Consider the following 23,726-nt stretch of genomic DNA (forward strand, 5'->3'; position numbering starts at 1 on the left):
TCGCTGTCGACGCGGTGGACCCCGGCGCAAGGCCGGGGTGACGATGGTGGCCTTGTCTAAACCCCCGCCACCCGCCACATCCCCCCGATGATCGAGGCTCCCACTGGCATCGCGCTCGCGGTCGAGCCGCTGGTCGCGCGCGTCCTCGCGCCCAACCCGTCGCCCTTCACTTTTACCGGCACCCAGACCTATCTGGTCGGCACCGCCGAACTCGCAGTGATCGATCCCGGCCCCGACGATCCCGCGCATCTGGACGCCTTGCGCGCCGCGATCGCCGCGCGCCCGGTGACCGCGATCCTCTGCACCCACACCCACCGCGACCACAGCCCCGCCGCCGGCCCGCTCAAGGCCGCCACCGGCGCCCCGATCATCGGCTGCGCGCCGCTCACCCTCGAGGATGCCGGCCCGCGCGCCGACGCCGCCTTCGACACCGATTACGCGCCCGATCGCATCCTCGCCGATGGCGAGCGCATCGCCGGCCCCGACTGGACCCTCGTCGCGGTCGCCACCCCCGGTCACACCTCGAACCATCTCGCTTTCGCGCTGCCCGAGGCAGGGGCGCTGTTCACCGGCGACCATGTCATGGGCTGGTCGACCACCGTGGTCGCGCCGCCCGACGGCGACATGGCGGCGTACATGGCGAGCCTCGACAAGCTGATGTCCCGCGAGGACCGCATCTATTACCCCGCCCACGGCGATGCGATCGAGCGCCCGCAACGCTTCGTCCGCGGGCTGATGGGGCATCGCAAGCAGCGCGAAGGCCAGATCCTCCGCCTGCTCCGCGAGGGGATCGGCCTGATCCCCGAGATGGTCGCGCGCATGTATGTCGGGCTCGATCCGCGGCTCACCGGCGCCGCCGGTCGCTCGGTGCTGGCCCATCTCCTCGATCTGCGCGGCCGCGGCCTCGTCCAGGGGGAGGGCGAATCGTGGAAGCTCGCGGCATGATGCGCTGGGGCTGCCTCAAATTCCTTGCCCTGCTGGTCGCTTTGCTTCTCGCGATCGGCGCGGGCTTCTGGTTTCTCGGCGACACCGTCAAGAGCCAGTTCCGCGGCCCCGATCCGGTGACGGTCGCGCAAGCCAGCCTGCAGGGGCTGCGCGAGCAGAACCGCCTGTCCACCTTCGCCGCGCGCTACGTCGCGGTGGTCACCTCGAAGCAGAACCGCCTCGGCATGACCGCCGAGAAGACGCTGATCATGCCCGGCATGGTCCGCTACGAAGTCGATCTGGCCAGGCTCCAGCAGAAGAGCCTGTCCTGGGACGCGGCGAACAACCGGCTGACCATCCTGCTGCCGCCGCTCGAGGTGATCGGGCCCGATGTCGATCTCGACGGCATCCGCGAATATTCGCAGGGCGGGCTGCTGATGCGCTTCACCGATGTGGAGACCCAGCTCGATGCCGCCAATCGCAAGGCCGGCCGGCAGGAATTGCTCAATCAGGCGCGCAGCCCGACCCCGGTCAAGCTGGCGAAGGAAGCCACCCGCCGCGCGATCGAGCGCAGCTTCGCGATGCCGCTCAAGGCTGCCGGGCTCGATGCCAAGGTCGCGGTATTCTTTCCCGACGAACGGCCGAGCGAGGATTGGGACCGCTCGCGCCGCCCCGAGGATGTGCTTGCCAATCGCTGGTAAGGATGGCGGTCGATAAGCCTTGATCCCGACCCCTCCACGGGCCATCTGCCCCGCATGGACGCACGAAACGGAATGGGCGGAAGCCTCGCTGGCCTCGACCTTCGCGCCGAGATCGATCGGCTGCGCAAGGAGCGCAACGCCGTCATCCTCGCGCATTATTATCAAAAGCCCGAATTGCAGGACATTGCCGATTTCGTCGGCGACAGCCTCGATCTCTCGCGCAAGGCCGCCGAGACCGATGCCGACGTCATCGCCTTTTGCGGCGTGCGCTTCATGGCCGAGACCGCCAAGATCCTCTCGCCCGACAAGATCGTCGTGCTCCCCGACATGAACGCCGGGTGCAGCCTCGAAGACAGCTGTCCGCCCGAGCAGTTCGCCGCCTTCCGCGCCCAGCACCCCGATCACATCGCCTTGACCTACATAAACTGCTCGGTCGAGGTTAAGGCGCTGAGCGACATCATCGTCACCAGCTCGTCGGCCGAGAAGATCCTCAGCCAGATCCCGGCGAGCCAGAAGATCATCTTCGGCCCCGATCGCAATCTCGGCGGCTATCTCACCCGTACTCTCGGCCGCGAGATGCTGCTCTGGCCGGGCGTGTGCATCGTCCACGAGGCGTTCTCGGAAACCGAATTGCTCAAGCTCGAGGCGCAATATCCCGACGCGCCGATCGCCGCGCATCCCGAATGCCCGCCGCATATCCTCGACCATGCCGATTATGTCGGCTCGACCCGCGGCATCCTCGATTTCGCCAAGAGCTTCCCTGGCGACACGTTGATCGTCGCCACCGAGCCGCACATCATCCACCAGATGGAAAAGGCGCTGCCCGAGAAGAATTTCATCGGTGCCCCCGGCGCCGACGGGAACTGCAACTGCAACATCTGCCCGTACATGGCGCTCAACAACATGGAGAAGCTCTATCTCGCGCTGCGCGACCTCGAGCCACGCATCGAGATCGAGGAAGGCATGCGGCTCAAGGCAAAGCAGAGCCTCGACCGGATGCTGGAAATGGCGAGCGCGAGCGTCGGGCAGGGCGATCTCGGCCCGGTCCCCGCAGTCGGCGGCGATCCGCGCAAGGGCGACTGACGGCCAGGCCCGTCATCCCGGCCCTGTGCCGGGATCCACGGTGCCGCGTCGGAAAAGCAAGAGGCGTTAGCGCACCGCCTGCCTCCCGGTGGACCCCGGCCCAAGGCCGGGGTGACCCGTAGGTTCAGACCGTCACCATGTCGTACACGACCACCTTGCCCCACAAATGCCCGCACTTCGCGATGAAGTCCTTGTGCACCGGGTGGTCCTGATAGGTCTTCTGGTCGGCGACATTGTCGAACACCAGCATCTCGGAGACGTGGAAGCTCGAATCGACCACGTCGCGCTGCTCGGTCGAAGCCGGCACGCCCACTTCGAGGCTGCGCACCACCTCGACCTTGCCGAGCCCGCGTACCCCCGCGATCAACGCGTCGCGATCGGCCGTCGAGCCCGGATTCTTCAGCCAGAAGAACACATGATGGACGACCTTGCCCGCGGCCGGCGCGGCGGAGGCGGAACCCGCACTCATCGCGGCCGCGCCCAATGCGACACCCTTGACCACGTCCCTGCGATTGACCGGCATCCTGTCATCTCATCCTTTCGAGGCCCTGCGGCGGGCGGCGTTGCTTCGGCGGCACTGTCTCCACGCGGCGATCCGCGGTCAAGGCGCCGATGGTCGTAGGCGTCCGATCCTTGTCGACGCGCTTTCGCCCCCGAGGCTCCTGCAAGCTGTCAGCCTCGGCTGCTTCCCCCCGTCCCGAACAACGGCAGCGCCTCGCCCCCGCCTGCCTCCGCCTCGAAATTCGACACCGTCACCCCCACCAGCCGGATTCCCTTCTCGGGCGGCAGCACCAGCCCGATCAGCTCGCGGCTCGCTCCCCGCAGCGCCTCCTGCGTCCGCACCACGCCGGCAAAGCTCCGGCTCCGGGTAATCAGCTTGAAATCGGCGAACTTGACCTTCACCGTCACCGTCCGCCCGAAAGCCTGCGCCTTGTCGCACCAGCTCCACACCTCGTCTGCCATGCGCAGCACGCCGGCCTCGATCTCGCCCGGCTCGGTGAGGTCGCGGTCGAACGTCGTCTCCGAACCCGAGGATTTGCGCTCGCGCGACGGATTCACCGGGCGATCGTCCCGTCCGCGCGCGATCGCATGATACCATTCGGCCGCGCTGCCGAAATGCGCGCGCAGGAAATCGATCGATTTGTCGCGCAGATCGGCGCCGGTCTCGATCCCCAGCCGCTTCATCTTGGCCGCGGTCACCGGCCCGATGCCATGGAAGCGCGCCACCGGCAGTGCCTCCACCCATGCCGGACCCATTTCGGGCGTCACCGCGAACTGGCCATTGGGCTTGCGCTGGTCCGAGGCGAGCTTGGCGAGAAACTTGTTGTACGAAATCCCCGCCGAGGCGGTCAGCCCGGTCTCGTCGAGGATCCGCGCGCGGATCGCCTTGGCGGTCGCCCACGCAGTTTCGATTCCCCGGCGGTTGGCAGTGACGTCGAGATAGGCCTCGTCGAGCGACAGCGGCTGGATCAGCTCGGTATAGTCGGCGAAGATCGCGTGGATCTGCTTCGACACTGCCTTGTACACCTCGAACCGCGGCTTGACGAAGACCAATTCGGGGCAGCGCCGGAGCGCGGTCACCGAAGGCAGCGCCGATCGCACTCCGAAGGTCCGCGCCTCATAGCTCGCCGCCGCCACCACCCCGCGCGCCGCGGCATAGCCCACCGCCACCGGCCGCCCGCGCAATTCGGGCGCGTCGCGCTGCTCCACCGACGCGAAAAAGGCGTCCATGTCGATATGGATGATCTTTCGGACGGGCGGTGCGCTCACGAATGCGGTTTAGTCCGCATCGAACAATCAGGGAACAAAAACCTGCTGCTTCACCACAGTATCCGGCAGGGAAACGCGGCGAATGCCGGATCGCGCGAAACGAGCGTCAGGTCTTCCAATTCGGCTTGTGCGGCGAGCATCCGGTCGAAGGGATCGGCATTGGGAATCGCATAGCCGCCTGCTCGCAGTGCATGTGCTATCTCGATCTGCAGCGGAACGAAGCCGCTGCGCACGAGTGACTCTTCGAAGCGATCCAGCGCTGGCCCGGGATCGAGCTTGCCGAGTCGATGCTTGGTGGCGATCTCCCATGCCGTGGCAGCGCTGACGAAGATATCGCCGCCTCCGGCGATCGCCTGGGCGGCGTCGGTACCCTGGATCGCTTTGCTGTCCGCCCACCACCAGATCAGCGCATGCGTGTCGAGCAACAGCCTCAACGGCCTTCCCAAAGCTTTAATTCGTCCCCGGGCAAAGGTTCGAAGAAAGACGCGTCGTCAAAGCGGATCCGGCCTTTGAACATCCCCGGCTGACGCTGGCTCGGTCGTTCGGGGTCGATCGGCACCAGCTTGGCGACAGGCTTGCCGCTCTTGCCGATCACCACTTCCTCGCCGGCCGCTACGCGCGCGAGCAGCCTGGAGAGATGCGTCTTGGCATCGTGCACATTGACGATCGTCATCCCGGAAGCTTAGCTAAGTTTCATGACTAAGTCCACTTTCCGCGCGATGTACATCACCCTTGCGGACCGGCTGGGGCGAGGTCGCGACATAGGGGACGGGCAAGCCGGCGCGCCTGGCACGCCGGTCCGATCCTACCACACTTGCCCATGCACGAAGCGGACGGCCAGCTGCGCGCCCGTGCCCTCGCATGCCGGGATCCAGACTGCCAGCTTCTTCCCGGTGGAAAGCGCGGACAGGGCGATCGCAAGCGCGTCGGAATAATAAACGGCGGTCCGCGGCACGTACACCAGCGGGCTCCCGCAGAATGTCGAATCGGCGAAACGGATGTACAGCACGCCCGAATCGCCGACATCCACGCCCACGACCGTGGAGGCGGTGGTGAATCCCGCCTCGGCGGTTGCCGGAATCAGGCCAAATACCGCAGCAACGGCAGCAGCGAACAGCTTGCGCATCTTACCCCCATGACGTTGCGCCCGAACCGGGCAGCGAGACTATGCCCCGCTCGCGACGAACTGCCAGTCCAATGTTGCCGGCCGACGAAAGAGCCGGGTGCACCGCCGTCTTGCGCGCTGCATCCTGCTTCCACCGTGCCGATGCCAGCTGTAGAGCGCTCCAATGTCCTTCGCTCTCGACCGCTTCGACCTCTCCGCCTTTGTCCGCGCCACCCTCGCCGAGGATCTCGGCGACGCCGGCGACATCACTTCCACCGCGGTGATCCCCGCCGATGCGGTGTTCGAAGGCGTGATGGACAGCCGCGACGCGATCACCGTCGCCGGCCTGCCCATCGCCGAAGCGTTCTTCCGCGCGCTCGATCCCGATGTCGCGATCGAGCGGCTGGTCGAGGAGGGGCAGGGCGTCACCGCGGGCACCGATCTGCTCCGGCTGCGAGGCAGCGCCCGGGCGATGCTCACCGCCGAGCGCTCGGCGCTCAACACCGTCCAGCACCTCTCGGGCATCGCGACGATGACCCGTGCCTATGTCGATGCCATCCAAGGCACCGGCGCAATCCTGCTCGACACGCGCAAGACCATTCCCGGCCTGCGCGTGCTCGAGAAATACGCCACCCGGATGGGCGGCGCGCAAAACCATCGCATGGGGCTGTGGGACGCGGCGATGATCAAGGACAATCATGTCGGCGTCGCCGGCTCGATCGGCGAGGCGGTGCGCCGCGCGGTCGCGGCGGGCATCGATCGCATCATCGTCGAGGTCGACCGGATCGATCAGATCGATCCCGCGCTCGCCGCCGGCGCGACGCATTTGCTGCTCGATAATATGGGTCCGGACACGCTCCGCGACGCCGTCGCTGTGGTCGCCGGCAGGGTGCCGACCGAGGCTTCGGGCGGGGTCCGCCTCGACACGATCCGCGCGATCGCCGAAAGCGGCGTCAGCTATGTCAGCGTCGGCCGTCTCACCCAGTCCGCGCCGGCTGCCGATATCGGGCTCGATTTCACTGCGGCCTGAGCGGGTCTTGCAAAATAGGATTTGCGCTGATCTGCTGCGGGAGGCGCGGCGCGTTTTTCGGGCCGGGCCATCGCTCTTTGAACGCGTCGATCACGTTCGCAACTTCGCAAGATAATTTCACGCGGGCGTAACGGAATTGCGCGATTGCCGGGCAAACCGTGAATCTTTCCTGGCCGAATCCTATTGTTCGATCGTCACGCTCGCCGGGTGATGCTTGTCGAGATGCTTGCGGATGATCTTCAGGTTGCGCGAGTTCGAGCGGAAGAACAGATCGGGGATCGCGCCGACCCATGGGATCATCCCCAGCGCCCAGTCGAATCCGACATTGCCCGCCATCCGCGCAATCTGGGTCTTCGACATGCCGAGATTGCGCGCCTCCCACGCCATATAGGCACCCATCGCCGCGGCGACGGTGGTGCCGATTCCCGGCACCAGATCGAGCACGACGTCGAGCCCCACCGGGAAGCGCGTGCCCGGAATGGTGAAGCTGCGCTCGAGCAGATGCTCCATCGCCTCGATGCGGCGGCGGATATGAGCAGGGTCCTTGCCCAGCGGCAGATCCTTCGCCGCCGCGGTCCATCCCGTCGCCATGCGTTCCGGCCGTGCCACCACTTCACTCCTTCTCGTTTCGCAAGTGGTTCAACGGGTGCCAGCCGCGCGCGTTCCCCTGCCACGCCCCCAGTCGCAGCGCGACCAGCGACCAGCGCAGCGGCTGAGCGATCGGAATATAGGCGGCCTCGGCGGTCAGCGCCGCATCGGCCTCGGCGATCCGCTGCGCGCGCGACGGCAGATCGATCGCCTCGCGTCCCGCGGCGATCAGCGCTCTGGCTTCGTCCGAACAGACCAGGCAGGCGGTCTGCACGAACCAGCGGCCGCTGTCATACGGCGCGATCGTGTCGATCAGCCGCAGGTCGGCGGCGGCCTCCGGACCGACGCGCTGCGGCGTGATGCCGATCCCCAGCATCGCCTCGGCAAGATGCGCCCAGACCAGAGTCGCGCCGGGGCCGGCGGGAAGCGCGATGCGCAGCGTCAGCGGATCGGGATGCGTCCGCCGCCACGCCGCCACCCGATCGCGCGCCGTCTGCCGCCGCGCGTCGGGGGCGAGGGGCGTCCATTCGGGGCGGGTCGGCGGAGCGGCGGAGTCGAGTTGGCCCGGCAGCAAGGTCTCCGCCGGCGTCCAGCCGGGGCGTACCGCCTCGGTCAGTGCGGCACGGTCGATCGCCATTGCGATGGCGGCGCGGTTGCCGGGCTCGGCAAGGAAGCCCTCGCGGGCGACCACGACGAGGCCGAACAGCCCCAGCGGCTGCTCGATATGGAGATTGGCGGGCGCGATCTCGGCCTGCGTCACGATCGGCCAGTCGGTGAAGCTGCCGCCGAGGATCAGGTCGGATTCGCGCGCCTTGAACCGCGCCAGCGCGAGCGCCGCGCGTTCGCCGAGCAGGTGCACGGTTTCCTCGGGCTCGGGAGCGCCCTTGTCGCTGCCCGGGTCAGGTATGGGGCGCAGCAGCATTCCCCGGGCCGCGGGCAGAGCGCGGAACGGGCCGCTGCCGTCGAGCGTGCCGGTGCGGAACACCGCCAGCTCGGGCTGGGCGAACAATTTGAGCAGATCGGGCCGCGGCCGCTTCAGCCGCACCTCGATCACGGTAGGGGTCATCTCGACGATCTCGTCGATCACCGCGAGGAACGGCGCCAGCGCGTTACGGCTGCCCGGCGCCGCGGCGCGGCGGAGCACGCGCACCACTTGCGCAGCGGTGACGGGGGCGCCGTCGGGCCAATAGGCCTCGCGCAGGCGGAAGATGTAGCTGCGTCCGTCGTCGATCACGATCCAGCGCTCGGCCAGCGCCGGCTCGATCTGGCCGGCGGCGTCGAACCGCACCAGTCCCTGCGCGGTCGCCCCCATCAGCACGCGTTCGGCGGAGTCCAAGGGGCCCGCGCTCGGATCGGCCGCCTTCGTCTCGCCGCCGATGACGCTCACCACCACGGGGGCGTCGTCCTTGCGCTGGCCGCTGCTGCATCCTCCCGCCGCCAGCGCGAGGCCCAGCAAGGCAACAAGGATAGTCGATCGCTGCATCATCGCTTTCACGGACGGGAGACGCGGCGGGTGTATGATCCAGGCCGCGCGCTGCCAACCCCTTGCCCCGCTCTCCGCCCGGGGTCGGCGTCCTTTGCCGCGGCGCGACCCTTCCGCCGGAACCCGCGACTTGCCCGAGGGGTTTCTCTCCCCGACCCCAAAGCCGAGGAGTATTCAATGGCGTATCATCTGGGAAAGGCCATGGCCGCGGTGGCTGCACTTTCGCTGGCGGCGACGCCTGCGGTGGCCGCGCAAGGCCCGGCGTCGAAGCTGTCGCTTCGCGCGTCGACTGCGACCGAGAAGGAATCGGATCTCGCCGGAGCCCCGATCATCGCGATCATCGGCGTTGCGGCGATCGTCGCCGGCGGCGTGATCATCGCCACCGACGACGACGATCCCGACAGTCCCTAGGAAGTTGGTGCGGACGGCGGGACTCGAACCCGCACGCCCCGAGGGGCAGAAGATTTTAAGTCTCCGGCGTCTACCGGTTTCGCCACGTCCGCACGATGAACCCTGAAACGCGATGAGGCCGGAACCGTCAAGCGGTTCCGGCCTCATCTGCGTTCAGCGGAAGCAAGTCGCTCAGACGTTGAGGCGGACGCGCATTTCCTTGCCGGGCTTGAAATAGGGGACGCGCTTTGCGGCGACGTCGACCGTCTCGCCGGTGCGCGGGTTGCGACCGGTGCGGCCGTCGCGCGCGCGGGTGGAGAAAGCGCCGAAGCCACGCAGCTCGACCCGGCCGTCCTCGGTCAGGCGGCCGACAATGTCGTCGAAAAAGACCGAGACGATCTTCTCGACCTCACGTGCCGACAGGCCGGGATTGTCGTCGACCAGCATTTGCACGAGTTCCGAACGGATCATCCGCACCCTCCCTTGGCACACGCGGACCGCGGTTCGTCCGACGCGGCAAAATCCCCGACGCAGGGACTGCTCTAGCGCCGATTCCCAACTTGCATCAACCCGAAGATTAACAGTTTAGGGGATTTATTTGAGGCGGGAGAGGGGAAGCGGCCGAAACCGCTCCCCCTAACCTGCATCAGTTCTTCTCGTTGCGGGCCTTGAGGGCCTCGCCGAGGATGTCGCCCAGCGACGCGCCCGAATCGGACGAGCCGTACTGCTGAACGGCCTGCTTCTCTTCGGCGATCTGCATCGCCTTGACCGAGAAGGTCGGCTTCTTCGAGCGATCGAAGCCGGTGACCATCGCGTCGAACTTCTGCGCGACCTGGAAACGCTCCGGACGCTGCTCGTCGCGGTCGCGGCCGAGATCGGTGCGCTTGATGAAGCCGGTCGCGCCGTCTTCGCCGACCTGCACCTCGAGGCCCGCGTCGCGGACTTCGAGAACGGTGACGGTCACGATCTGGTTCTTGTTGAGCTTGTCGCCCTCGCCGGCCGCAACCGCTGCCGACGGACCGCCGCGCTCGAGCTGCTTCATGCCGAGGCTGATGCGCTCCTTGTCGGGCTCGATCGCGAGCACGATCGCCTTAACGGTCTCGCCCTTGCGATGCAGGTTGAGCGCGTCCTCGCCCGAGATGCCCCAGGCGATGTCGGACATGTGGACCATGCCGTCGACGTCGTTGTCGAGGCCGATGAACAGGCCGAACTCGGTGGCGTTCTTGACTTCGCCCTCGACTTCGGTGCCGACCGGATGCGCGGCCGCGAAGGCCTCCCACGGGTTGTTCTGCGCCTGCTTGAGGCCCAGCGAGATGCGACGCTTCTCGGCATCGACCTCGAGCACCACGACTTCGACTTCCTGCGAGGTCGAGACGATCTTGCCCGGATGGACGTTCTTCTTGGTCCAGCTCATCTCCGAGACATGGACGAGGCCTTCGATGCCCGGCTCGAGCTCGACGAACGCGCCATATTCGGTGATGTTGGTCACGCGGCCGCTGAGCTTCTCGCCGACCGGATACTTGGCGGCGGCGCCATCCCACGGATCGCTCTCGAGCTGCTTCATGCCGAGGCTGATGCGCTGCGTGTCGCGGTTGATGCGGATGATCTGCACCTTCACCGTGTCACCGATGTTGAGCACTTCGCTCGGATGATTGACGCGCTTGTAGCTGAGGTCGGTGACGTGGAGCAGGCCGTCGATGCCGCCGAGATCCACGAACGCACCGTAATCGGTGATGTTCTTGACGACGCCGTCGATCACCTGACCCTCGGCGAGGCTCTGGATCAGGCCCGAACGCTGCTCGGCGCGAGTCTCTTCGAGAACTGCGCGACGCGACACGACGATGTTGCCGCGCTTGCGGTCCATCTTGAGAATCTGGAAGGGCTGGGGGATGTCCATCAGCGGGGTGACGTCGCGCACCGGGCGGATGTCGACCTGCGAGCCGGGGAGGAAGGCCACCGCGCCCGAAAGGTCGACGGTGAAGCCGCCCTTGACGCGGCCGAAGATGACGCCCTCGACGCGCGCGGTCTTGGCGAATTCGGTCTCGAGATTGTCCCAGGCGGCTTCGCGGCGGGCGCGGTCGCGGCTGAGCATCGCTTCGCCATTGGCGTTCTCGACGCGGTCGACATAGACCTGCACTTCGTCGCCGACCTTGAGGTCCGCCTTCTGGCCCGGCGCGGCAAATTCGCGCAGCGGCACGCGGCCTTCGGACTTCAGGCCGACGTCGATGACCGCAAGGTCGTTCTCGATGCCGGTGACGGTGCCGATGACGACGCGGCCTTCAAAGCTTTCTGCGCCGCCGAGAGTCTGTTCGAGGAGTGCCGCGAAATCGTCGCGGCTGGGGTTCGCCGTAGTGGCCATAAGAGGATCAGTTCCCGTTTAACGTTTTTCCGGCCGGCCGGTTGGATCCGGCGGTCTTGAAAGGCCGAAATTGCCGCGGCGGCCGAATGCCGGTCGCGGCATCATGCGGACGAAACAGGCGGAGGAGCTAGACGCGGTCGAATGCGAAAAGGGCGCGGCAGAATCGATTCTCCACGCCTTACCTCCGCGAGCCACGCTCGCAGGACGCGGGCCCCATAGCCGAACCGGGCCGCGGAGGCAAGGCGAACGGCCCTACGCTTCCGGTGCTCAGCCTCCCGCGCGCGTCCGCTGTTCGACCAATGCGATCGCCCGCTGCACCGCCGCGTCGATCGAGAGGAAACTGGTGTCGAGCACGAACGCGTCCTCGGCCTGGCGCAGCGGTGCCTCGGAGCGTTTCGAATCGCGTTCGTCGCGCGTGCGGATATCGGCCAGCACCTTGTCGAGGCTGGTCTCGGCACCCCGCTTGCGCAGCTCGAGATGGCGGCGTTGCGCGCGGATCGTCGGGGTCGCCTTGACGAACAATTTCACTTCGGCCTCGGGCGCGATCACGGTGCCGATGTCGCGTCCGTCGAGCACAGCGCCTCCCGGCTGTTGCGCGAACTTGCGCTGGCGCTCGAGCAAGGCGGCGCGCACTGCCGGATGCGCCGAGACCAAAGATGCCAGCCTGCCGACCTCGTCGGTGCGCAGCCAGGGATCGTCGAGCAGCGCGTCCTCGAACGCGCATGCGGCGACGGACTCGGGCTCCGACGCGGGATCGCCCCCCGCGCGCAACACCGTCGCCGCAACCGCGCGATAGAGCAGGCCGGTATCGAGATGCGGCAGATTATAGTGGCGCGCCAGCGCACGGGCGATGGTGCCCTTGCCCGAAGCGGCCGGTCCGTCGACGGCGATGATCATGCGCCCCGCGTTCGCGGCACGCGCACGGTGCGTCAAGGGGCAGGGGCTCAAAACATTGTCGTTAACCGCATGGATCGAGCGGCGCGGGTTGTGCGATCAGCGGCGTCACCACCGCGGAGACCAGCATGTCGCACAAATTGGTCCCCGCGGGACATTGCGTCGCCCAACTCTCGGTATTCGCGGCCCAGTTGGTGTTGAGCGAATAGGTCACGCTGCGCGAGGTCGCGCCGTCGAGCGAGACCAGCAGGCTCGGCGCGGACAGCGTCGCCACGGTCTGCCCCACCGTGCGGGTTCCGGATTCGAAGGCGAGGAGTACCGCGTTGCGCGGACGCACCAGGACGTTGTTGCCGCCGAACAGCTGGAGCGCGCAGCCGGGGGTCGGCGGGCCGGCATTGGCGCCCCGCGCCGGCCCGCAGGTGAACTGGCTGGTGGTCAGATTGGCGATGGTGATGCAGTCCGCGGGCCCTTCGTTCGATACCGAGCCGGTTCCGCTCGTGCCGGTGACCTTGAGCGTCTGGCCGGTCGTGATCTGATAGGAAGCGGTTGAGGCGACGATCTCGGGCGGCGCGACATCGGTCTGCAGCGCGGTATAGGCCGCGCCCGACGCCGGCCAGGCGAGCGTCATCGCGGGGGAAAGGGCGTCGGTGGCGTACCACACCGTCGGCCAGCCAAGGATATTGGTGTCCTGTGCCTGATACGCATAAAGCTGGAAGCCGTTCTGGGACAGCGTCTGCGCCGCGTCGCCCTCGAGCGCGATCTGGATCGAGAAGTCCTGCGCCGCCATCACCAGCCCCTTAGCATGAATCGCCTGCCGTCGCGGGGCAAGCGGGCGGGGCGACCGGCTGGTCGCCCCGCCCGGGCAGGCGTTACTTGAAGTCGGAGGTTGCTCCGGCGTTCACGCAATTGCCGGGGAACTGATAAAGTTGCCCGTTGCTCGAATTGGTGGCGATGATCGTATAGTTCTTGCTCACCTGGGGCAGATTGTTCTTGTCGAAGCTGCCGCACGAGAACATGCCGAACGACGCCATCGTCCCGGTTCCGCCCGAAAGCGACCCGGTGCCGTCGATCGGCGTCACCGTGACGTTGTTGTATGCGCCTTCGGGGATGCTGATCTGCTCCACCTCGGCGGCGAGCTGGGCGCGCGTCACTTCGACCTGCCTGAGCGACGCCACCGCCGCATCCTGCATCTGGGGGCTGGTGGTGATCAGCAGCGGCGCGAGCTGGGTGCTGGCGCCATATTGCGTCGCCCAACCTTGGGTATTGGCCTGCCAGTTGCTGTTGAGATCGTAGCTCACCGTCCGGGTATTGCCGGGCGCGCCGGTCATGTCGACGAGCAGCGCCGGCGCGAAGGCCTGGTATACCACGGTGCCGGTGCTCATCGCCTTCGTGGCGAAGGTCAGCATCACTTTCTCGATCGGCTGGATCGCGTCGATATTGTTGCCGAACAGCGGCAACGCGCAGAGGATGTTGGTTCCTGCGCTCGACGTCTGGCCGATGCCGCAGGTGAACTGGGTGTTCACCTGGCTGGCGATCTCGATCGCGCCGGCGATGCCGGTCGTGACCACGCTGCCAGTTCCGGTCGACGATTGTACCTGCAGAGTCGAGCCGAGATTGATCGGATAGGTGGCCGAAGCGGTGATCTTGGTCCCGTCGCTCAAATTGGTGTTGGTCGAGGTGTAGGCCGAGAATTGCTCCTGCCACGTCACGTTGGTGGTCAGGCTGAAATTCTGGGTCTGGACCCACACCGTCGGTTGACCCCCGCCGATGCTCGAGCCGACGGCTTTGAACGCATACAAATAATAACCGTACTGGGCGAGGTTGTTCACCGTATCCTGCGACATGTCGATCGTAATACTATAGGTGTCCATTTCTCCGTCCTCCAAAATCGATCTCTGGATCACCGCAAGAAAGCCTAAGTAATCATGCCGTACGGCAACAATACATGCCGCCAACGGAATCTATCGGTGAACAAGAAATCCCTCATTGCGCCATAATGGCTGCAGTACGACTCACGTCAAATCGTTCGCGACTCGCTGCGATTACCAATAATAATGAAGTGAAGATATTGAGTCGAATCCAAGACTCGATTTGCTTAAGTTTATTGTTCGGAGATGGAGGATTTTATATCCAAAACGGATATGTACTGAAGGTTCCAAGGTGCGGCGCCGCGAATACATGACCGCGCGAAGATGCGCCGCGATCGGGAAGGGGCTCTATAATCCTCTCGCGTGGGTGAGGGTGGTGGCACGCGCAGCGCACGGAGGCGCTGGGCCGCAAGCGATGGCGCCTGCGGAGGGACCAGGGATCAGCAGATTCCGGCAATCACGCCTGCAGCAGCGACTCCACGGCGTCGAAAAAGCCCGGATAGCTGGTGGCCACGGGCGATACGTCGTCGATCGTGATCGCCCGCCGTGTGGCAAGGCCGGCGATCGCCATGCTCATCGCGATCCGGTGATCGAGCTTCGAGGCGATATGTGCCCCGCCCGGAAGAGGCTCGCCGCCCGATCCCTCGATCGTCAGTCCGTCTTCGTGCTCGATTGTGACGACGCCCGCGGCCTCGAGCGCGATGCGCATCGTCGCGATCCGGTCCGATTCCTTGACGCGCAACTCGTGCGCGCCGCGTGCGACGGTACGACCTTGCGCGAACGACGCCGCTACGAACAACACCGGATATTCGTCGATCATGCTCGGGGCGAGCTCGGGCGGCACTTCGATCGCGCGGAGCGGGGCGTGGCGTACGCGCAGGTCGGCCACCGCCTCGCCGCCCATCTCGCGCGCGTCGATTTCGGCGATGTCTGCACCCATCAGCCTGAGCGCAGTGATCAACCCGGTCCGGGTCGGATTCATGCAGACGTTACGAATCATGACCTCGGATCCGGGCACGATCGACGCCGCGACCATCCAGAAGCCTGCGGAAGACGGATCCCCCGGCACCACGATATGCTGCGGCTTGAGTTCTGCCTCGCCGGTGATCGAGATGATCTTTCCGTCGGGGCCGTCCTCGACGGTCAGCCCGGCGCCGAACCCGCGCAGCATCCGCTCGCTATGATCGCGCGTCGGCACCGGCTCGATCACCCGGGTGATTCCCGGCATGTTGAGGCCGGCGAGCAGCACTGCCGACTTCACCTGCGCCGAGGCGACGGGGAGAGTATATTCGATCGGCACCGCGGGATTGAGTCCGCGCACCATCAACGGCAGCCGCCCGCCGGGCGAGGCTGTGATGTCAGCGCCCATCCGTGACAGCGGTTCGATCACGCGCCCCATCGGGCGCCCCGAGAGCGACGCGTCGCCGGTGAAGGTCGCGGTGATCGGGTGGCTGGCGACCAGTCCCATCAACAGGCGGGTGGACGTGCCCGAATTTCCCATGTCGAGCGCCTGTGCGGGCTGGAGCAATCCGCCGACGCCGACGCCGTGGACGCGCCAGACGCCGTCGTCGCCGCGCTCCACAGCGGCGCCCATCGCGCGCATCGCCGCCGCGGTGGCGAGTACGTCCTCGCCCTCGAGCAGTCCCTCGATCCGGCTTTCGCCCACCGCCAGCGCGGAGAACATCAGCGAACGATGGCTGATCGATTTGTCGCCGGGAACGGTGACGGTGCCGCGCAGCGGGCCGCGCGCGGAGACGGTGAGGGGGCGGGGCTCTGGATGCGGCATCGCGCGCGGCTTTGACAGCCGCCTTGCGTCATGGCAAGGCGCGCCCCACTTTCCGGGACACACCCGAAATCACGATATCTTTGAAAGGCAAGAGGCAACACATGGTGAAGCCGGAATGGGGCACCAAGCGCGCGTGCCCGAAGTGCGGGACCCGCTTTTACGATCTGACCAAGGATGAGCCGGTGACCTGCATCAGCTGCTCCTTCGCGTGGGAGCCGGAGCCGATCCTGAAGTCGAAGCAGCCGCTGCCGTTCGAGGCAGTCAAGGCCAACCCCAAGCCCGCGGCGGTCGACTCCGATCTGGGCGACGAGGATCTGGACATCGCCGAGGACGAAGAGCCGTCTCCGGACGACGATGTCGATCTGGGCGGTGACGACGATCTCGGCGTCGAGACCGGCGGCGATCAGGACGAACAGTAAGAAAAATCGGTAGGGCAGGGGCGCAATCGAAAAGCGTCCTTGCCAAACCCGCGGAGCCCTTCTAATGGGCCCGTCTTCCCGGGGATTTGGGGCCGTAGCTCAGCTGGGAGAGCGCTGCAATGGCATTGCAGAGGTCAGGGGTTCGATCCCCCTCGGCTCCACCATTCCCCCCAGAGCCCGTGAGCACCGCGAGATAGCGGTAACCGGGCTTTCCCCTTGCTCGCTGGCACTCGCCGCAACGCGCGTCGGTAGAAGCGGGGCAGGGTCGATACGCACCTGACGAGCCGGGCCTTCGCTGGGCGTATGCAATGCTCGACGCCAACCATGCGGTTTGCCTTGATAGCAGCCTCGAAGGGCGACGGGTCGATCACTCGCGAAAGGTTTCGCTCGAGAAAGGCCGGAACTTCACCAGAGCCATCACCGGGTGGACCGCGCCGCAGGCCCGGCGCTCGACCAAGGCATTGTCGACCTGCAATTCGGGCCAGCCGTCCCCGGCTCATCGACAGGGCCTGAGCGCCAGAGTGAGGCACTCCCCAAAGTTGCTGTCATCCTCGCCCCCCTTTTGGGGCGGGTCGCCAGCCGTCCGGTGGAATGCATCTTTGGACGGCGCTAGACCGTGGCGATGCTTTTGGTTGCGGGATTTGCTGCGTCGTATCGGCGGGTCGACGATCTGGCTGGCGCGTAATACTGGCGCGCCCGCGCCACGCCTTGGGTGCCGCGCCGGACGCGGCACCCGTTCGTTGTCAGGCCGACTTGCTGCGGCCGCGTGCCGCCGGCGCTGCCGGTGCCTGCGACCGGGCGGCGCGACCCTTGGCGCCGAGGCCGATCTTCTTCGCCATTGCACGGCGCTGCTCCGAATAGCTCTCGGCGACCATCGGATAGTCGGCCTTGAGATTGTACCGGCGCCGATAGTCCTCGGGGGTCAGGCCGTGCGTGGAGAGATGGCGACGCAGCGTGCGATATGGCTTGCCGTCGATCATCGACAGGATGTGATCCTTCGATGCGAGCGACTTGCGGACCGAGACCGCCGGCGCGAAATCCTGCGTCGGGCTGGCATCGTCGGCGTCCGTCGTGGCGCTGCCCCCGGCGAGCTCAGTTACCGTCGCGTGCATCGTTCGCAGGAAGGTCGGGACGTCCTCCGCCGAAACGCGATTGTTCTGATTTCCCAGCCACGCGATCGTCAACTCGGTGGCGAGTTCGACTGCGCTCAAGCTGTTTTCTTCCGACATTGCGACTCCTTATCTTTGAATATGACAACGCCTTTTCTGCGCGTCGCGCCGGGACCATAGTGAAAGATATGAGGTTGTCGACTACTTGTGTTAGCTTTTTTGAATTCAGGCCGCTCTGTTATTCAAAGCCGCCAATGTTGGTTGAAGTTTAGACCGCTGTCCGGATCATCGCGCCGGAGATATGGGCGAGCTGGCGCCGTCAACAAATACAATCCTTTAGAAAGCCAAATTGCCACATTTGTGGGGAAGCGAGCTAGGTCGAAGCCGACGGCCGCGCTTATGGCGTGCCCGTCGACGCAGCGGTCCAGGCGGCCCGTCCAGTAAATGCTATTGCGATTGACTAGCATTAAGATGCCCCATATGGCGCCTGCGAAATCACCGGACAAAGGAATGCAAATGCTGGCTCCGCGCCATCTCCTGCTGGCGAGCACCTTGCTCGCCGCCGCGCCAGTCCAGGCTTTTGCCGCGCCGGATCCCGCAGCGCCTTCCGACGAGCAGGATCAGTCGAAGAGCGAGATCGTCGTGACCGGGACGATCGCCCAGCAGTCGAGCTCGGCGACGGGTCTCGCGCTCACGCCGCGAGAGACGCCGCAGTCGGTCACCATCATCGATCGCCAGCGCATCGAGGATTTCGCGCTGACCAACGTCAACGATCTGCTCGATCAGACCGTCGGCATCAATGTCGAGCGCGTCGAGACCGATCGCACCTATTTCAATTCGCGCGGCTTCGACGTTTCGAACTTCCAGGTAGACGGGATCGGCCTGCCCTTGCTCTGGGGGATCCAGTTCGGCGAGATCGACACCGCCTTGTTCGACCGGGTCGAGACGGTGCGCGGCGCGAATGCGATCATGACCGGCATCGGCAATCCCTCCGCCACGATCAACTATATCCGCAAGCGCCCGACCGACACGCTGCAGGCGAACGGCGGGATGCAGGCCGGATCATGGGGTCGCTGGCGCGGCGAGGCCGACGTCTCGGTGCCGCTGGGCGACGCCGTGGCCGCGAGGCTGGTGTTCGCGCATGAGGAGCGCGATTCCCATCTCGACTACAACCACGTCAATCGCGACGTCTATGGCGCGATCCTGAGCTGGAAGGCGACGCCGCAGCTGACGCTGACCGCCGGCTATACCCGTCAGGAGAATAATGCCGACGGCGTGCTGTGGGGCGCGCTGCCGCTCACCTATACCGACGGCACGCGCATCGACTTGCCGAACTCCGCCTCGACCTCGGCCGACTGGACCTATTGGAACGTCAAGGATCAGAGCCTCTTCGGCGAGATCGGTTACGCGTTCGCCGGCGGTTGGTCGGTCAAGGGCATCTTCACCTACAAGCGCTTCGAGGAAGAATCGAAGCTGCTCTACGCCTTTGGCTATCCGGACAAGGCGACCGGGCTCGGCGTCGAGGGCATGTCGGGCATCTATCCCTCGATCTATGACCAGTATCTCGGCGATTTCACTGCTTCCGGCCCGATCAAATTGTTCGGCCGCGAGCATCAACTGGCGTTCGGCGTGTCGACCGCGCGCTCCGACGCGCTCGAATATGAGGATTTCTCGCCCGACGCGATCGTCTATCCCTCGGTGGAGGAATGGGATCAGGGGCTGATCCCCGAGCCGGGCTATGGCAACGAGTATCTGGCGGCGGATTACACCGATCGCCTCACGCGCGTTTACGGCGCCGCGCATCTCGATCTGGCCGACAATCTCAAGGCGGTGGTCGGCGCCAGCGCGATGTGGATCGATTCGACCGGGACCTCCTATGAAACCGATCAGTCGCGCAAGGACAGCAAGGTCAGTCCCTATGTCGGCGCGATCTTCGACGTCACGCCCAATGTCTCGCTCTATGCGAGCTATACCGACATCTTCAATCCGCAGATCGAAGTCGACGCGACCAACGCCAAGCTCGATCCTGCGCAGGGCAGCAGCCTCGAGGGCGGCATCAAGAGCACCTGGTTCGGCGGGCGGCTCTACGCCACCGCATCATTGTTCCGCGCCAAGCAAAAAGGTCTCGCCTCGTTCGCCGGCGTGTTCACCGACCCCGATGGCGCGGGCCAGGTCGGCGACAGCTTCTACGAAGGCGTCGATACCACTTCGAAGGGCTTCGAGATCGAGGTTGCCGGGCGGATCACCGACAAATGGAGCCTGAGCGGCGGCTATACCGGCCTCAGGCTCGAGGACGCGGCAGGCAATCGCGCGCGTAGCTGGCTGCCCCAGCGCACGCTCAAGCTCGCCACCACCTGGGCCGAACCGCAGCTCAACGACCTCAAGCTCGGCGCGCAGTTGCGCTGGCAGAGCGCGATCCGCTACGCCGATGCCGGGGTGCAGGATTATGGCGTCGTCGCCGGCGACGTGATCCTCAGGCAGGAAAGCTATGCCGTGGTCGATCTGATGGCCGGTATTCGCGTGTTCGACCGCATCCGGGCGAGCGTCAACGTCCGCAACGTCACCGATCACAAGCATCTGGCCAGCCTGATGTGGGGGCAGGCTTTCTACGCGGCGCCGCGCAGCGCGATCTTCTCGCTCAACTTCGCATATTGAGCGACGGAATCGTGGCGGGGGCGCAATCCGGGCGACGAGGCTGGCGCTACCGCGGCAACGTCGCCGCGCGAGTCGTGACCGGCACTTTGGGCGCCTATGCGGTCGCCGCGCTGCTCGCCGCGGCGCTGGCGCGCACCTTGCCCATGCCCCGGGTCGAGGCAGTCACCGTGGCGACGCTGCTGGCGTTCCTCGTCGCGCCTGCGGTGACGATCTGGGCATTTCTCGCCCGCGGGCCGTGGAGCGCAATCGCCGGCGTGGTCCTGGTGGCGTTGCCGCTCGCCGCAGTCGCGTGGATGGCGGGGTCGCCGGTATGAGCGCGGTGCGCGAAGGCGCGCGGCAGGTGATGGCGTGGCTGCACGGCTGGACAGGGCTATTGCTCGGCTGGGTGCTGTTCCTGATGTGCCTCGCAGGCACGTTCAGCGTGTTCAAGCCCGAAATCGGACGATGGATGCGGCCCGAGGCGACTGCCGCCGCCGACCCCGTCGACGCGATCGCCGCCGCCGGCAGTTGGCTTTCCCGCAATGCGCCCGATGCGACCGGCTGGTATCTCGCGGTACCCGACAGCCGGATGAACACGGTCGAGGCGGGGTACGACAGCGGCGGCGCCTTCCTCTATCGCGCGCTCGATCCGGTCAGCGGTGCGCCGGTCGCGCGCGAGACGCTGGGCGGCGAGTTCTTCTACCGGCTCCATTTCGAGCTCGAATTGCCTTTCCCTTGGGGGCGGATGCTCGCCTCGCTCGCCGCGGCGTTCATGCTGGTCGCTTTGATCACCGGGATCATCGCGCATCGCCGCATCTTCCGCGACTTCTTCACCTTCCGGACAGGCAAGGGCCAGCGCTCGTGGCTCGATGGCCATAATGCGCTCGGCGTGCTGGCTTTGCCCTTCCATCTGATGATCACCTTCACCGGATTGGTCACGCTCGCCGCGTTGAACATGCCATGGGGTATCAACGCAGCCTATGGCGACGATGTCGCCGCGATGTACCGCGAGCAAATCCCCGGCATCGCCGAGCGCGCCGCCACCGGCGTCAAGACGCCGCTCGCGCCGCTCGCTCCGATGCTGCGCGACGCGCAGCGCCGGTTCGGTGGCGCCACGGTGGGGCGGCTCTATGTGATCAACCCCGGGGATTCCGCCGCAGTGGTGACGGTGTTCCGCGCCGATTCGGGCCAGATCGGCTACACCCCGGCCGAAATCAGCTTCGATGGCGCCACCGGACGCGTGCTGACGGCGTGGACCGAGGCGCGCCCAGCAATCCAGACCTACAACGTGCTTTACGGCCTGCACATGGGCCGCTTCGCGCCCTCGCTGACCCGCTGGCTCTATTTCCTCGGCGGCGCGATGCTGACGCTGGCGATCGCCACCGGCCTCGTCCTGTGGATCGTCAAGCGCCGCGAGCGTGCGCCGCTCTCGCTGGCGAACCGGATTCTCGAGCGGCTCAATGTCGGGGTGCTGGCGGGCGTGCCGCTCGGTTGCATCGCTTTTCTGCTCGCCAATCGCTTGTTGCCGCTCGGCCTGCCGGATCGTTCAGCCGCAGAGGTCTCGGCTGCCCTGTGGACTGCCGGGATCGCTCTGGCCGTCGGCGCGGCACTGCCGCCGAGGCGCGCCTGGCCGCTGCTGCTGGGGCTGCTGGCGGCGGGCTGCGCGATCGCGCCGTTGTTCGTGCCGCTGGGGCAAGGCGACGCAGTGATCCTCATCGGCAATCTGATGTTGCTCGGCGTGGCCGCTGCGCTCGTCCCGCTGGTCCGGCGCCAGATGCGGCGCCCCGCCGCGCCCGTCTCGCGCCGCGCAGCACGGGTGGCCGCATGATCGTTGCCGGGCTGCTCTATCTCGGGCTGTTCGCTCTGGCGGCGGGGATGTCGCGCCACGCGCCGGCGCTGCTTGGATCCTGGCACGCCCCCCATCGCGTCGCTCGCTTGCCGCGTGTCGGCTGGGCGCTGATCCTCACGTCGCTGGCAGCGGCGCTGATCACGCCGGACTGGTCGCGTGCCCTGGTCGCCTGGTTCGGACTCGCGCCGCTCGCCGCCGGAATCGTGCTGCTCAGCCTCACCTTTGCGCCGCGGCTCGCGCGTATGGGCCTGGTTCCAGCCATCGCGCTGGCGATCGTCGGGCTGGCAACGACATTCGCGGGAGCGGACGCCGCGGCCTGAAGCAGGGCCGAAGCGCGCACCTGCGGCGCATATCTTGGCTTGCGCGATGGCAGCGCTGTCAAATATGCCGGGTATCGGGGCCGATTTCGGCCGGGGGTTCCGCAATGTCCAGCCGTCCGACGATCAAGGAAGTCTCGAAGATCGCAGGCGTGTCCTTCAAGACCGTCAGCCGCGTGCTCAACAACGAAAAGCATGTCAGCGAAGAAACGCGGCGACGCGTCGAGGAAGTCGTTGCCCGGCTCAATTTTCGTCCCAGCCACGCTGCGCGCACCCTGGCGGGGCGGCGCTCGTTCCAGGTGGCTTTGCTCTACGATAATCCCAGCCCTTATTACGTCTATCACATCCAGATCGGCGCGCAGCAGCGCTGCAGCGAGCTCGGCTATCGGCTGCTGCTCCAGCCGGTCGACAGCCAGTCGCCCGATCTGGTTTCCAACGTGATGGCGCTGATCGACGAGGCGCATCTCGACGGCGTGATCCTGTCGCCGCCAGTCACCGAGATGCCGGCCTTGCTCGACGAACTCGACCGGCGCGGGCTGCCTTATGTCCGCATCGCGCCCGGCGCACGCAAGGATGCCGGCATGGCCGCGACGATCGACGACGTCGCCGCGGCGCGCGAAGTCACCGAGCATCTGATCGGGCTCGGCCACCGTTCGATCGGGTTCATCCGCGGGCTGGAAAGCCATGTCTCGACCTGGGAGCGTCTGCAGGGCTATCGCGACGCGCTCGAAGCGCATGGCATCGCGTTCGATCCGGACCTCGTCGCGGCGGGCGAGAACAGCTTCACGTCGGGCGGCGAAGCGGCGCGCAAGCTGCTCGAACGCGATCCCCGCCCGACTGCGATTTTCGCCGGCAACGACGACATGGCCGCGGGCGTGCTCGCGGTCGCGCACGAGACCGACGTGGACGTGCCCGGCCAGTTGTCGATCGTCGGCTTCGACGATTCGGATCTCGCCAAGGCGGTATGGCCGCCGCTCACGACGATGCGCCAGCCGGTCCGCGAACTCGCTTATGCCGCGGCCAATCTGATGCTCGCGCCCGAAGCCGGGTCCCGGGTCACCCTCGAGCATAAATTGATGGTCCGCTCGACCACCGGTCCCGCGCCGCGTTAACCGCCGTGCGCAGGATGGTTCCCCACTAAATATGTCCCGCGCCAATACGCGCGTTAACCATCTTCCGTGCTGGCCATAAAAGTAAACAAGTCGTTAACTGCAGCCATGCAGACTCGCCTCGTCGCTGAGGGCCATGCCCGCCGCCATCCCTTCCGGGTGCAGATGCGCCGTGTCGTGGCGATCGAACGCAAGATCAGCGACGACAGCGACTGGAAGCTCTTCGCGCTGAGCTTCACGGCGTTTTTCGTCTGCTTCTCGACGTTCATCGCCTGAGCATTTTCCCTCCCTGCGGGGCAGGGGAGGCG

The 23,726-nt window shown here is 66.2% G+C and carries 26 protein-coding genes and 2 tRNA genes; 13 read left to right on the forward strand and 15 right to left on the reverse strand.

The features are described from left to right. Window positions 1-87 precede the first annotated feature (87 nt). Genes Q9Q95_RS09415 through nadA form a run of 3 tightly spaced genes read left to right on the forward strand, consistent with a single transcriptional unit; the run spans window position 88 to window position 2,708 of the window. Window positions 88-945 carry an MBL fold metallo-hydrolase gene (locus tag Q9Q95_RS09415; RefSeq protein ID WP_306096281.1) on the forward strand — a complete coding sequence of 286 codons (858 nt, stop codon included), beginning with the start codon at window positions 88-90 and terminating at the stop codon, window positions 943-945. Then, entirely contained in the window at window positions 927-1,625 is a 699-nt protein-coding gene (locus Q9Q95_RS09420; protein ID WP_306096283.1) for a DUF4230 domain-containing protein, read from the forward strand. The genes Q9Q95_RS09415 and Q9Q95_RS09420 overlap by 19 nt, the downstream gene beginning before the upstream one ends. A gap of 54 nt (window positions 1,626-1,679) precedes the next feature. Next, window positions 1,680-2,708: a quinolinate synthase NadA gene (gene nadA / locus Q9Q95_RS09425; protein ID WP_306096285.1), complete on the forward strand. Its 1,029-nt coding sequence runs from the start codon at window positions 1,680-1,682 to the stop codon at window positions 2,706-2,708. 124 nt (window positions 2,709-2,832) lie between these two features. On the opposite strand, the gene Q9Q95_RS09430 is transcribed toward nadA, so the two are convergent. From Q9Q95_RS09430 to Q9Q95_RS09450, 5 genes are all read right to left on the reverse strand, one after another. Further along, window positions 2,833-3,231 carry a Dabb family protein gene (locus Q9Q95_RS09430; RefSeq protein ID WP_306096287.1) on the reverse strand — a complete coding sequence of 133 codons (399 nt, stop codon included), beginning with the start codon at window positions 3,229-3,231 and terminating at the stop codon, window positions 2,833-2,835. Window positions 3,232-3,380: 149 nt separating this feature from the next. After that, window positions 3,381-4,478: a DNA polymerase IV gene (dinB, locus tag Q9Q95_RS09435; protein WP_306096289.1), complete on the reverse strand. Its 1,098-nt coding sequence runs from the start codon at window positions 4,476-4,478 to the stop codon at window positions 3,381-3,383. Between the two features lie 50 nt (window positions 4,479-4,528). Further along, the gene (locus Q9Q95_RS09440) at window positions 4,529-4,912 is read right to left on the reverse strand and encodes a type II toxin-antitoxin system VapC family toxin (RefSeq protein ID WP_306096291.1); all 384 of its coding nucleotides are present in this window, start codon (window positions 4,910-4,912) and stop codon (window positions 4,529-4,531) included. Continuing rightward, a complete protein-coding gene (locus Q9Q95_RS09445; RefSeq protein WP_306096293.1) occupies window positions 4,909-5,151 on the reverse strand; it encodes a type II toxin-antitoxin system Phd/YefM family antitoxin in 243 nt (80 codons plus the stop codon). The genes Q9Q95_RS09440 and Q9Q95_RS09445 overlap by 4 nt, the downstream gene beginning before the upstream one ends. A 132-nt stretch (window positions 5,152-5,283) precedes the next feature. Then, window positions 5,284-5,604: a hypothetical protein gene (locus tag Q9Q95_RS09450; RefSeq protein ID WP_306096294.1), complete on the reverse strand. Its 321-nt coding sequence runs from the start codon at window positions 5,602-5,604 to the stop codon at window positions 5,284-5,286. A 163-nt stretch (window positions 5,605-5,767) separates the two neighbouring features. On the opposite strand from Q9Q95_RS09450, the gene nadC reads away from it, so the two are divergent. Beyond that, entirely contained in the window at window positions 5,768-6,613 is an 846-nt protein-coding gene (gene nadC, locus Q9Q95_RS09455) for a carboxylating nicotinate-nucleotide diphosphorylase (RefSeq protein WP_306096296.1), read from the forward strand. A gap of 180 nt (window positions 6,614-6,793) precedes the next feature. Here nadC and Q9Q95_RS09460 read toward each other — a convergent pair whose 3' ends face one another. Both Q9Q95_RS09460 and Q9Q95_RS09465 read right to left on the reverse strand, forming a co-directional pair. Next, window positions 6,794-7,204 (reverse strand): DUF4112 domain-containing protein, encoded by a 411-nt coding sequence (locus Q9Q95_RS09460; protein ID WP_306096386.1) that lies wholly within the window; start codon window positions 7,202-7,204, stop codon window positions 6,794-6,796. 22 nt (window positions 7,205-7,226) lie between these two features. After that, a complete protein-coding gene (locus Q9Q95_RS09465; RefSeq protein ID WP_306096298.1) occupies window positions 7,227-8,684 on the reverse strand; it encodes an ABC transporter substrate-binding protein in 1,458 nt (485 codons plus the stop codon). A 177-nt stretch (window positions 8,685-8,861) separates the two neighbouring features. On the opposite strand from Q9Q95_RS09465, the gene Q9Q95_RS09470 reads away from it, so the two are divergent. Then, window positions 8,862-9,095, forward strand: coding sequence for a hypothetical protein (locus tag Q9Q95_RS09470; RefSeq protein ID WP_306096300.1), 234 nt, complete (start codon window positions 8,862-8,864; stop codon window positions 9,093-9,095). Between the two features lie 5 nt (window positions 9,096-9,100). Here the strand turns inward: Q9Q95_RS09470 and Q9Q95_RS09475 are convergent. The 7 genes from Q9Q95_RS09475 to aroA all read right to left on the reverse strand — a co-directional run bounded on the left by Q9Q95_RS09475 (window position 9,101) and on the right by aroA (window position 15,981). After that, window positions 9,101-9,187: transfer RNA gene (locus Q9Q95_RS09475), tRNA-Leu, on the reverse strand. Between the two features lie 79 nt (window positions 9,188-9,266). After that, window positions 9,267-9,545 (reverse strand): HU family DNA-binding protein, encoded by a 279-nt coding sequence (locus tag Q9Q95_RS09480; RefSeq protein WP_306096301.1) that lies wholly within the window; start codon window positions 9,543-9,545, stop codon window positions 9,267-9,269. 175 nt (window positions 9,546-9,720) lie between these two features. After that, window positions 9,721-11,433 (reverse strand): 30S ribosomal protein S1, encoded by a 1,713-nt coding sequence (gene rpsA, locus Q9Q95_RS09485; RefSeq protein ID WP_306096302.1) that lies wholly within the window; start codon window positions 11,431-11,433, stop codon window positions 9,721-9,723. Between the two features lie 267 nt (window positions 11,434-11,700). Continuing rightward, the gene (gene cmk / locus Q9Q95_RS09490) at window positions 11,701-12,330 is read right to left on the reverse strand and encodes a (d)CMP kinase (RefSeq protein ID WP_306096303.1); all 630 of its coding nucleotides are present in this window, start codon (window positions 12,328-12,330) and stop codon (window positions 11,701-11,703) included. Between the two features lie 61 nt (window positions 12,331-12,391). Continuing rightward, window positions 12,392-13,114 carry a hypothetical protein gene (locus Q9Q95_RS09495; RefSeq protein ID WP_306096304.1) on the reverse strand — a complete coding sequence of 241 codons (723 nt, stop codon included), beginning with the start codon at window positions 13,112-13,114 and terminating at the stop codon, window positions 12,392-12,394. A gap of 82 nt (window positions 13,115-13,196) precedes the next feature. Next, a complete protein-coding gene (locus tag Q9Q95_RS09500) occupies window positions 13,197-14,198 on the reverse strand; it encodes a hypothetical protein (protein WP_306096305.1) in 1,002 nt (333 codons plus the stop codon). Between the two features lie 454 nt (window positions 14,199-14,652). Next, the gene (aroA, locus tag Q9Q95_RS09505; RefSeq protein WP_306096306.1) at window positions 14,653-15,981 is read right to left on the reverse strand and encodes a 3-phosphoshikimate 1-carboxyvinyltransferase; all 1,329 of its coding nucleotides are present in this window, start codon (window positions 15,979-15,981) and stop codon (window positions 14,653-14,655) included. A 101-nt stretch (window positions 15,982-16,082) separates the two neighbouring features. On the opposite strand from aroA, the gene Q9Q95_RS09510 reads away from it, so the two are divergent. Next, entirely contained in the window at window positions 16,083-16,400 is a 318-nt protein-coding gene (locus Q9Q95_RS09510) for a TIGR02300 family protein (protein WP_306096308.1), read from the forward strand. 88 nt (window positions 16,401-16,488) lie between these two features. Continuing rightward, a tRNA-Ala gene (locus Q9Q95_RS09515) sits at window positions 16,489-16,564 on the forward strand. 579 nt (window positions 16,565-17,143) lie between these two features. On the opposite strand, the gene Q9Q95_RS09520 is transcribed toward Q9Q95_RS09515, so the two are convergent. Then, window positions 17,144-17,629 (reverse strand): MucR family transcriptional regulator, encoded by a 486-nt coding sequence (locus Q9Q95_RS09520; RefSeq protein ID WP_306096309.1) that lies wholly within the window; start codon window positions 17,627-17,629, stop codon window positions 17,144-17,146. 396 nt (window positions 17,630-18,025) lie between these two features. Here Q9Q95_RS09520 and Q9Q95_RS09525 point away from each other — a divergent pair, with 396 nt between their 5' ends. From Q9Q95_RS09525 to Q9Q95_RS09550, 6 genes are all read left to right on the forward strand, one after another. Beyond that, window positions 18,026-20,164 carry a TonB-dependent siderophore receptor gene (locus Q9Q95_RS09525; protein ID WP_306096311.1) on the forward strand — a complete coding sequence of 713 codons (2,139 nt, stop codon included), beginning with the start codon at window positions 18,026-18,028 and terminating at the stop codon, window positions 20,162-20,164. Continuing rightward, complete coding sequence (locus Q9Q95_RS09530; RefSeq protein ID WP_306096312.1) at window positions 20,161-20,478, forward strand: ketohydroxyglutarate aldolase; 318 nt, start codon at window positions 20,161-20,163, stop codon at window positions 20,476-20,478. Before Q9Q95_RS09525 ends, Q9Q95_RS09530 begins: the two co-directional genes overlap by 4 nt. Next, complete coding sequence (locus Q9Q95_RS09535) at window positions 20,475-21,971, forward strand: PepSY domain-containing protein (RefSeq protein ID WP_306096314.1); 1,497 nt, start codon at window positions 20,475-20,477, stop codon at window positions 21,969-21,971. The genes Q9Q95_RS09530 and Q9Q95_RS09535 overlap by 4 nt, the downstream gene beginning before the upstream one ends. After that, on the forward strand, window positions 21,968-22,312 hold the full coding sequence (locus Q9Q95_RS09540) for a DUF3325 domain-containing protein (RefSeq protein ID WP_306096316.1): 345 nt from the start codon (window positions 21,968-21,970) through the stop codon (window positions 22,310-22,312). Before Q9Q95_RS09535 ends, Q9Q95_RS09540 begins: the two co-directional genes overlap by 4 nt. A gap of 104 nt (window positions 22,313-22,416) precedes the next feature. Next, a complete protein-coding gene (locus Q9Q95_RS09545) occupies window positions 22,417-23,421 on the forward strand; it encodes a LacI family DNA-binding transcriptional regulator (protein WP_306096318.1) in 1,005 nt (334 codons plus the stop codon). A gap of 105 nt (window positions 23,422-23,526) precedes the next feature. Continuing rightward, window positions 23,527-23,694 (forward strand): hypothetical protein, encoded by a 168-nt coding sequence (locus tag Q9Q95_RS09550; protein ID WP_306096320.1) that lies wholly within the window; start codon window positions 23,527-23,529, stop codon window positions 23,692-23,694. The last annotated feature ends 32 nt before the right edge of the window (window positions 23,695-23,726 follow it).

This window comes from Sphingomonas sp. DG1-23, assembly GCF_030730875.1.
Taxonomy (GTDB): domain Bacteria; phylum Pseudomonadota; class Alphaproteobacteria; order Sphingomonadales; family Sphingomonadaceae; genus Sphingomonas.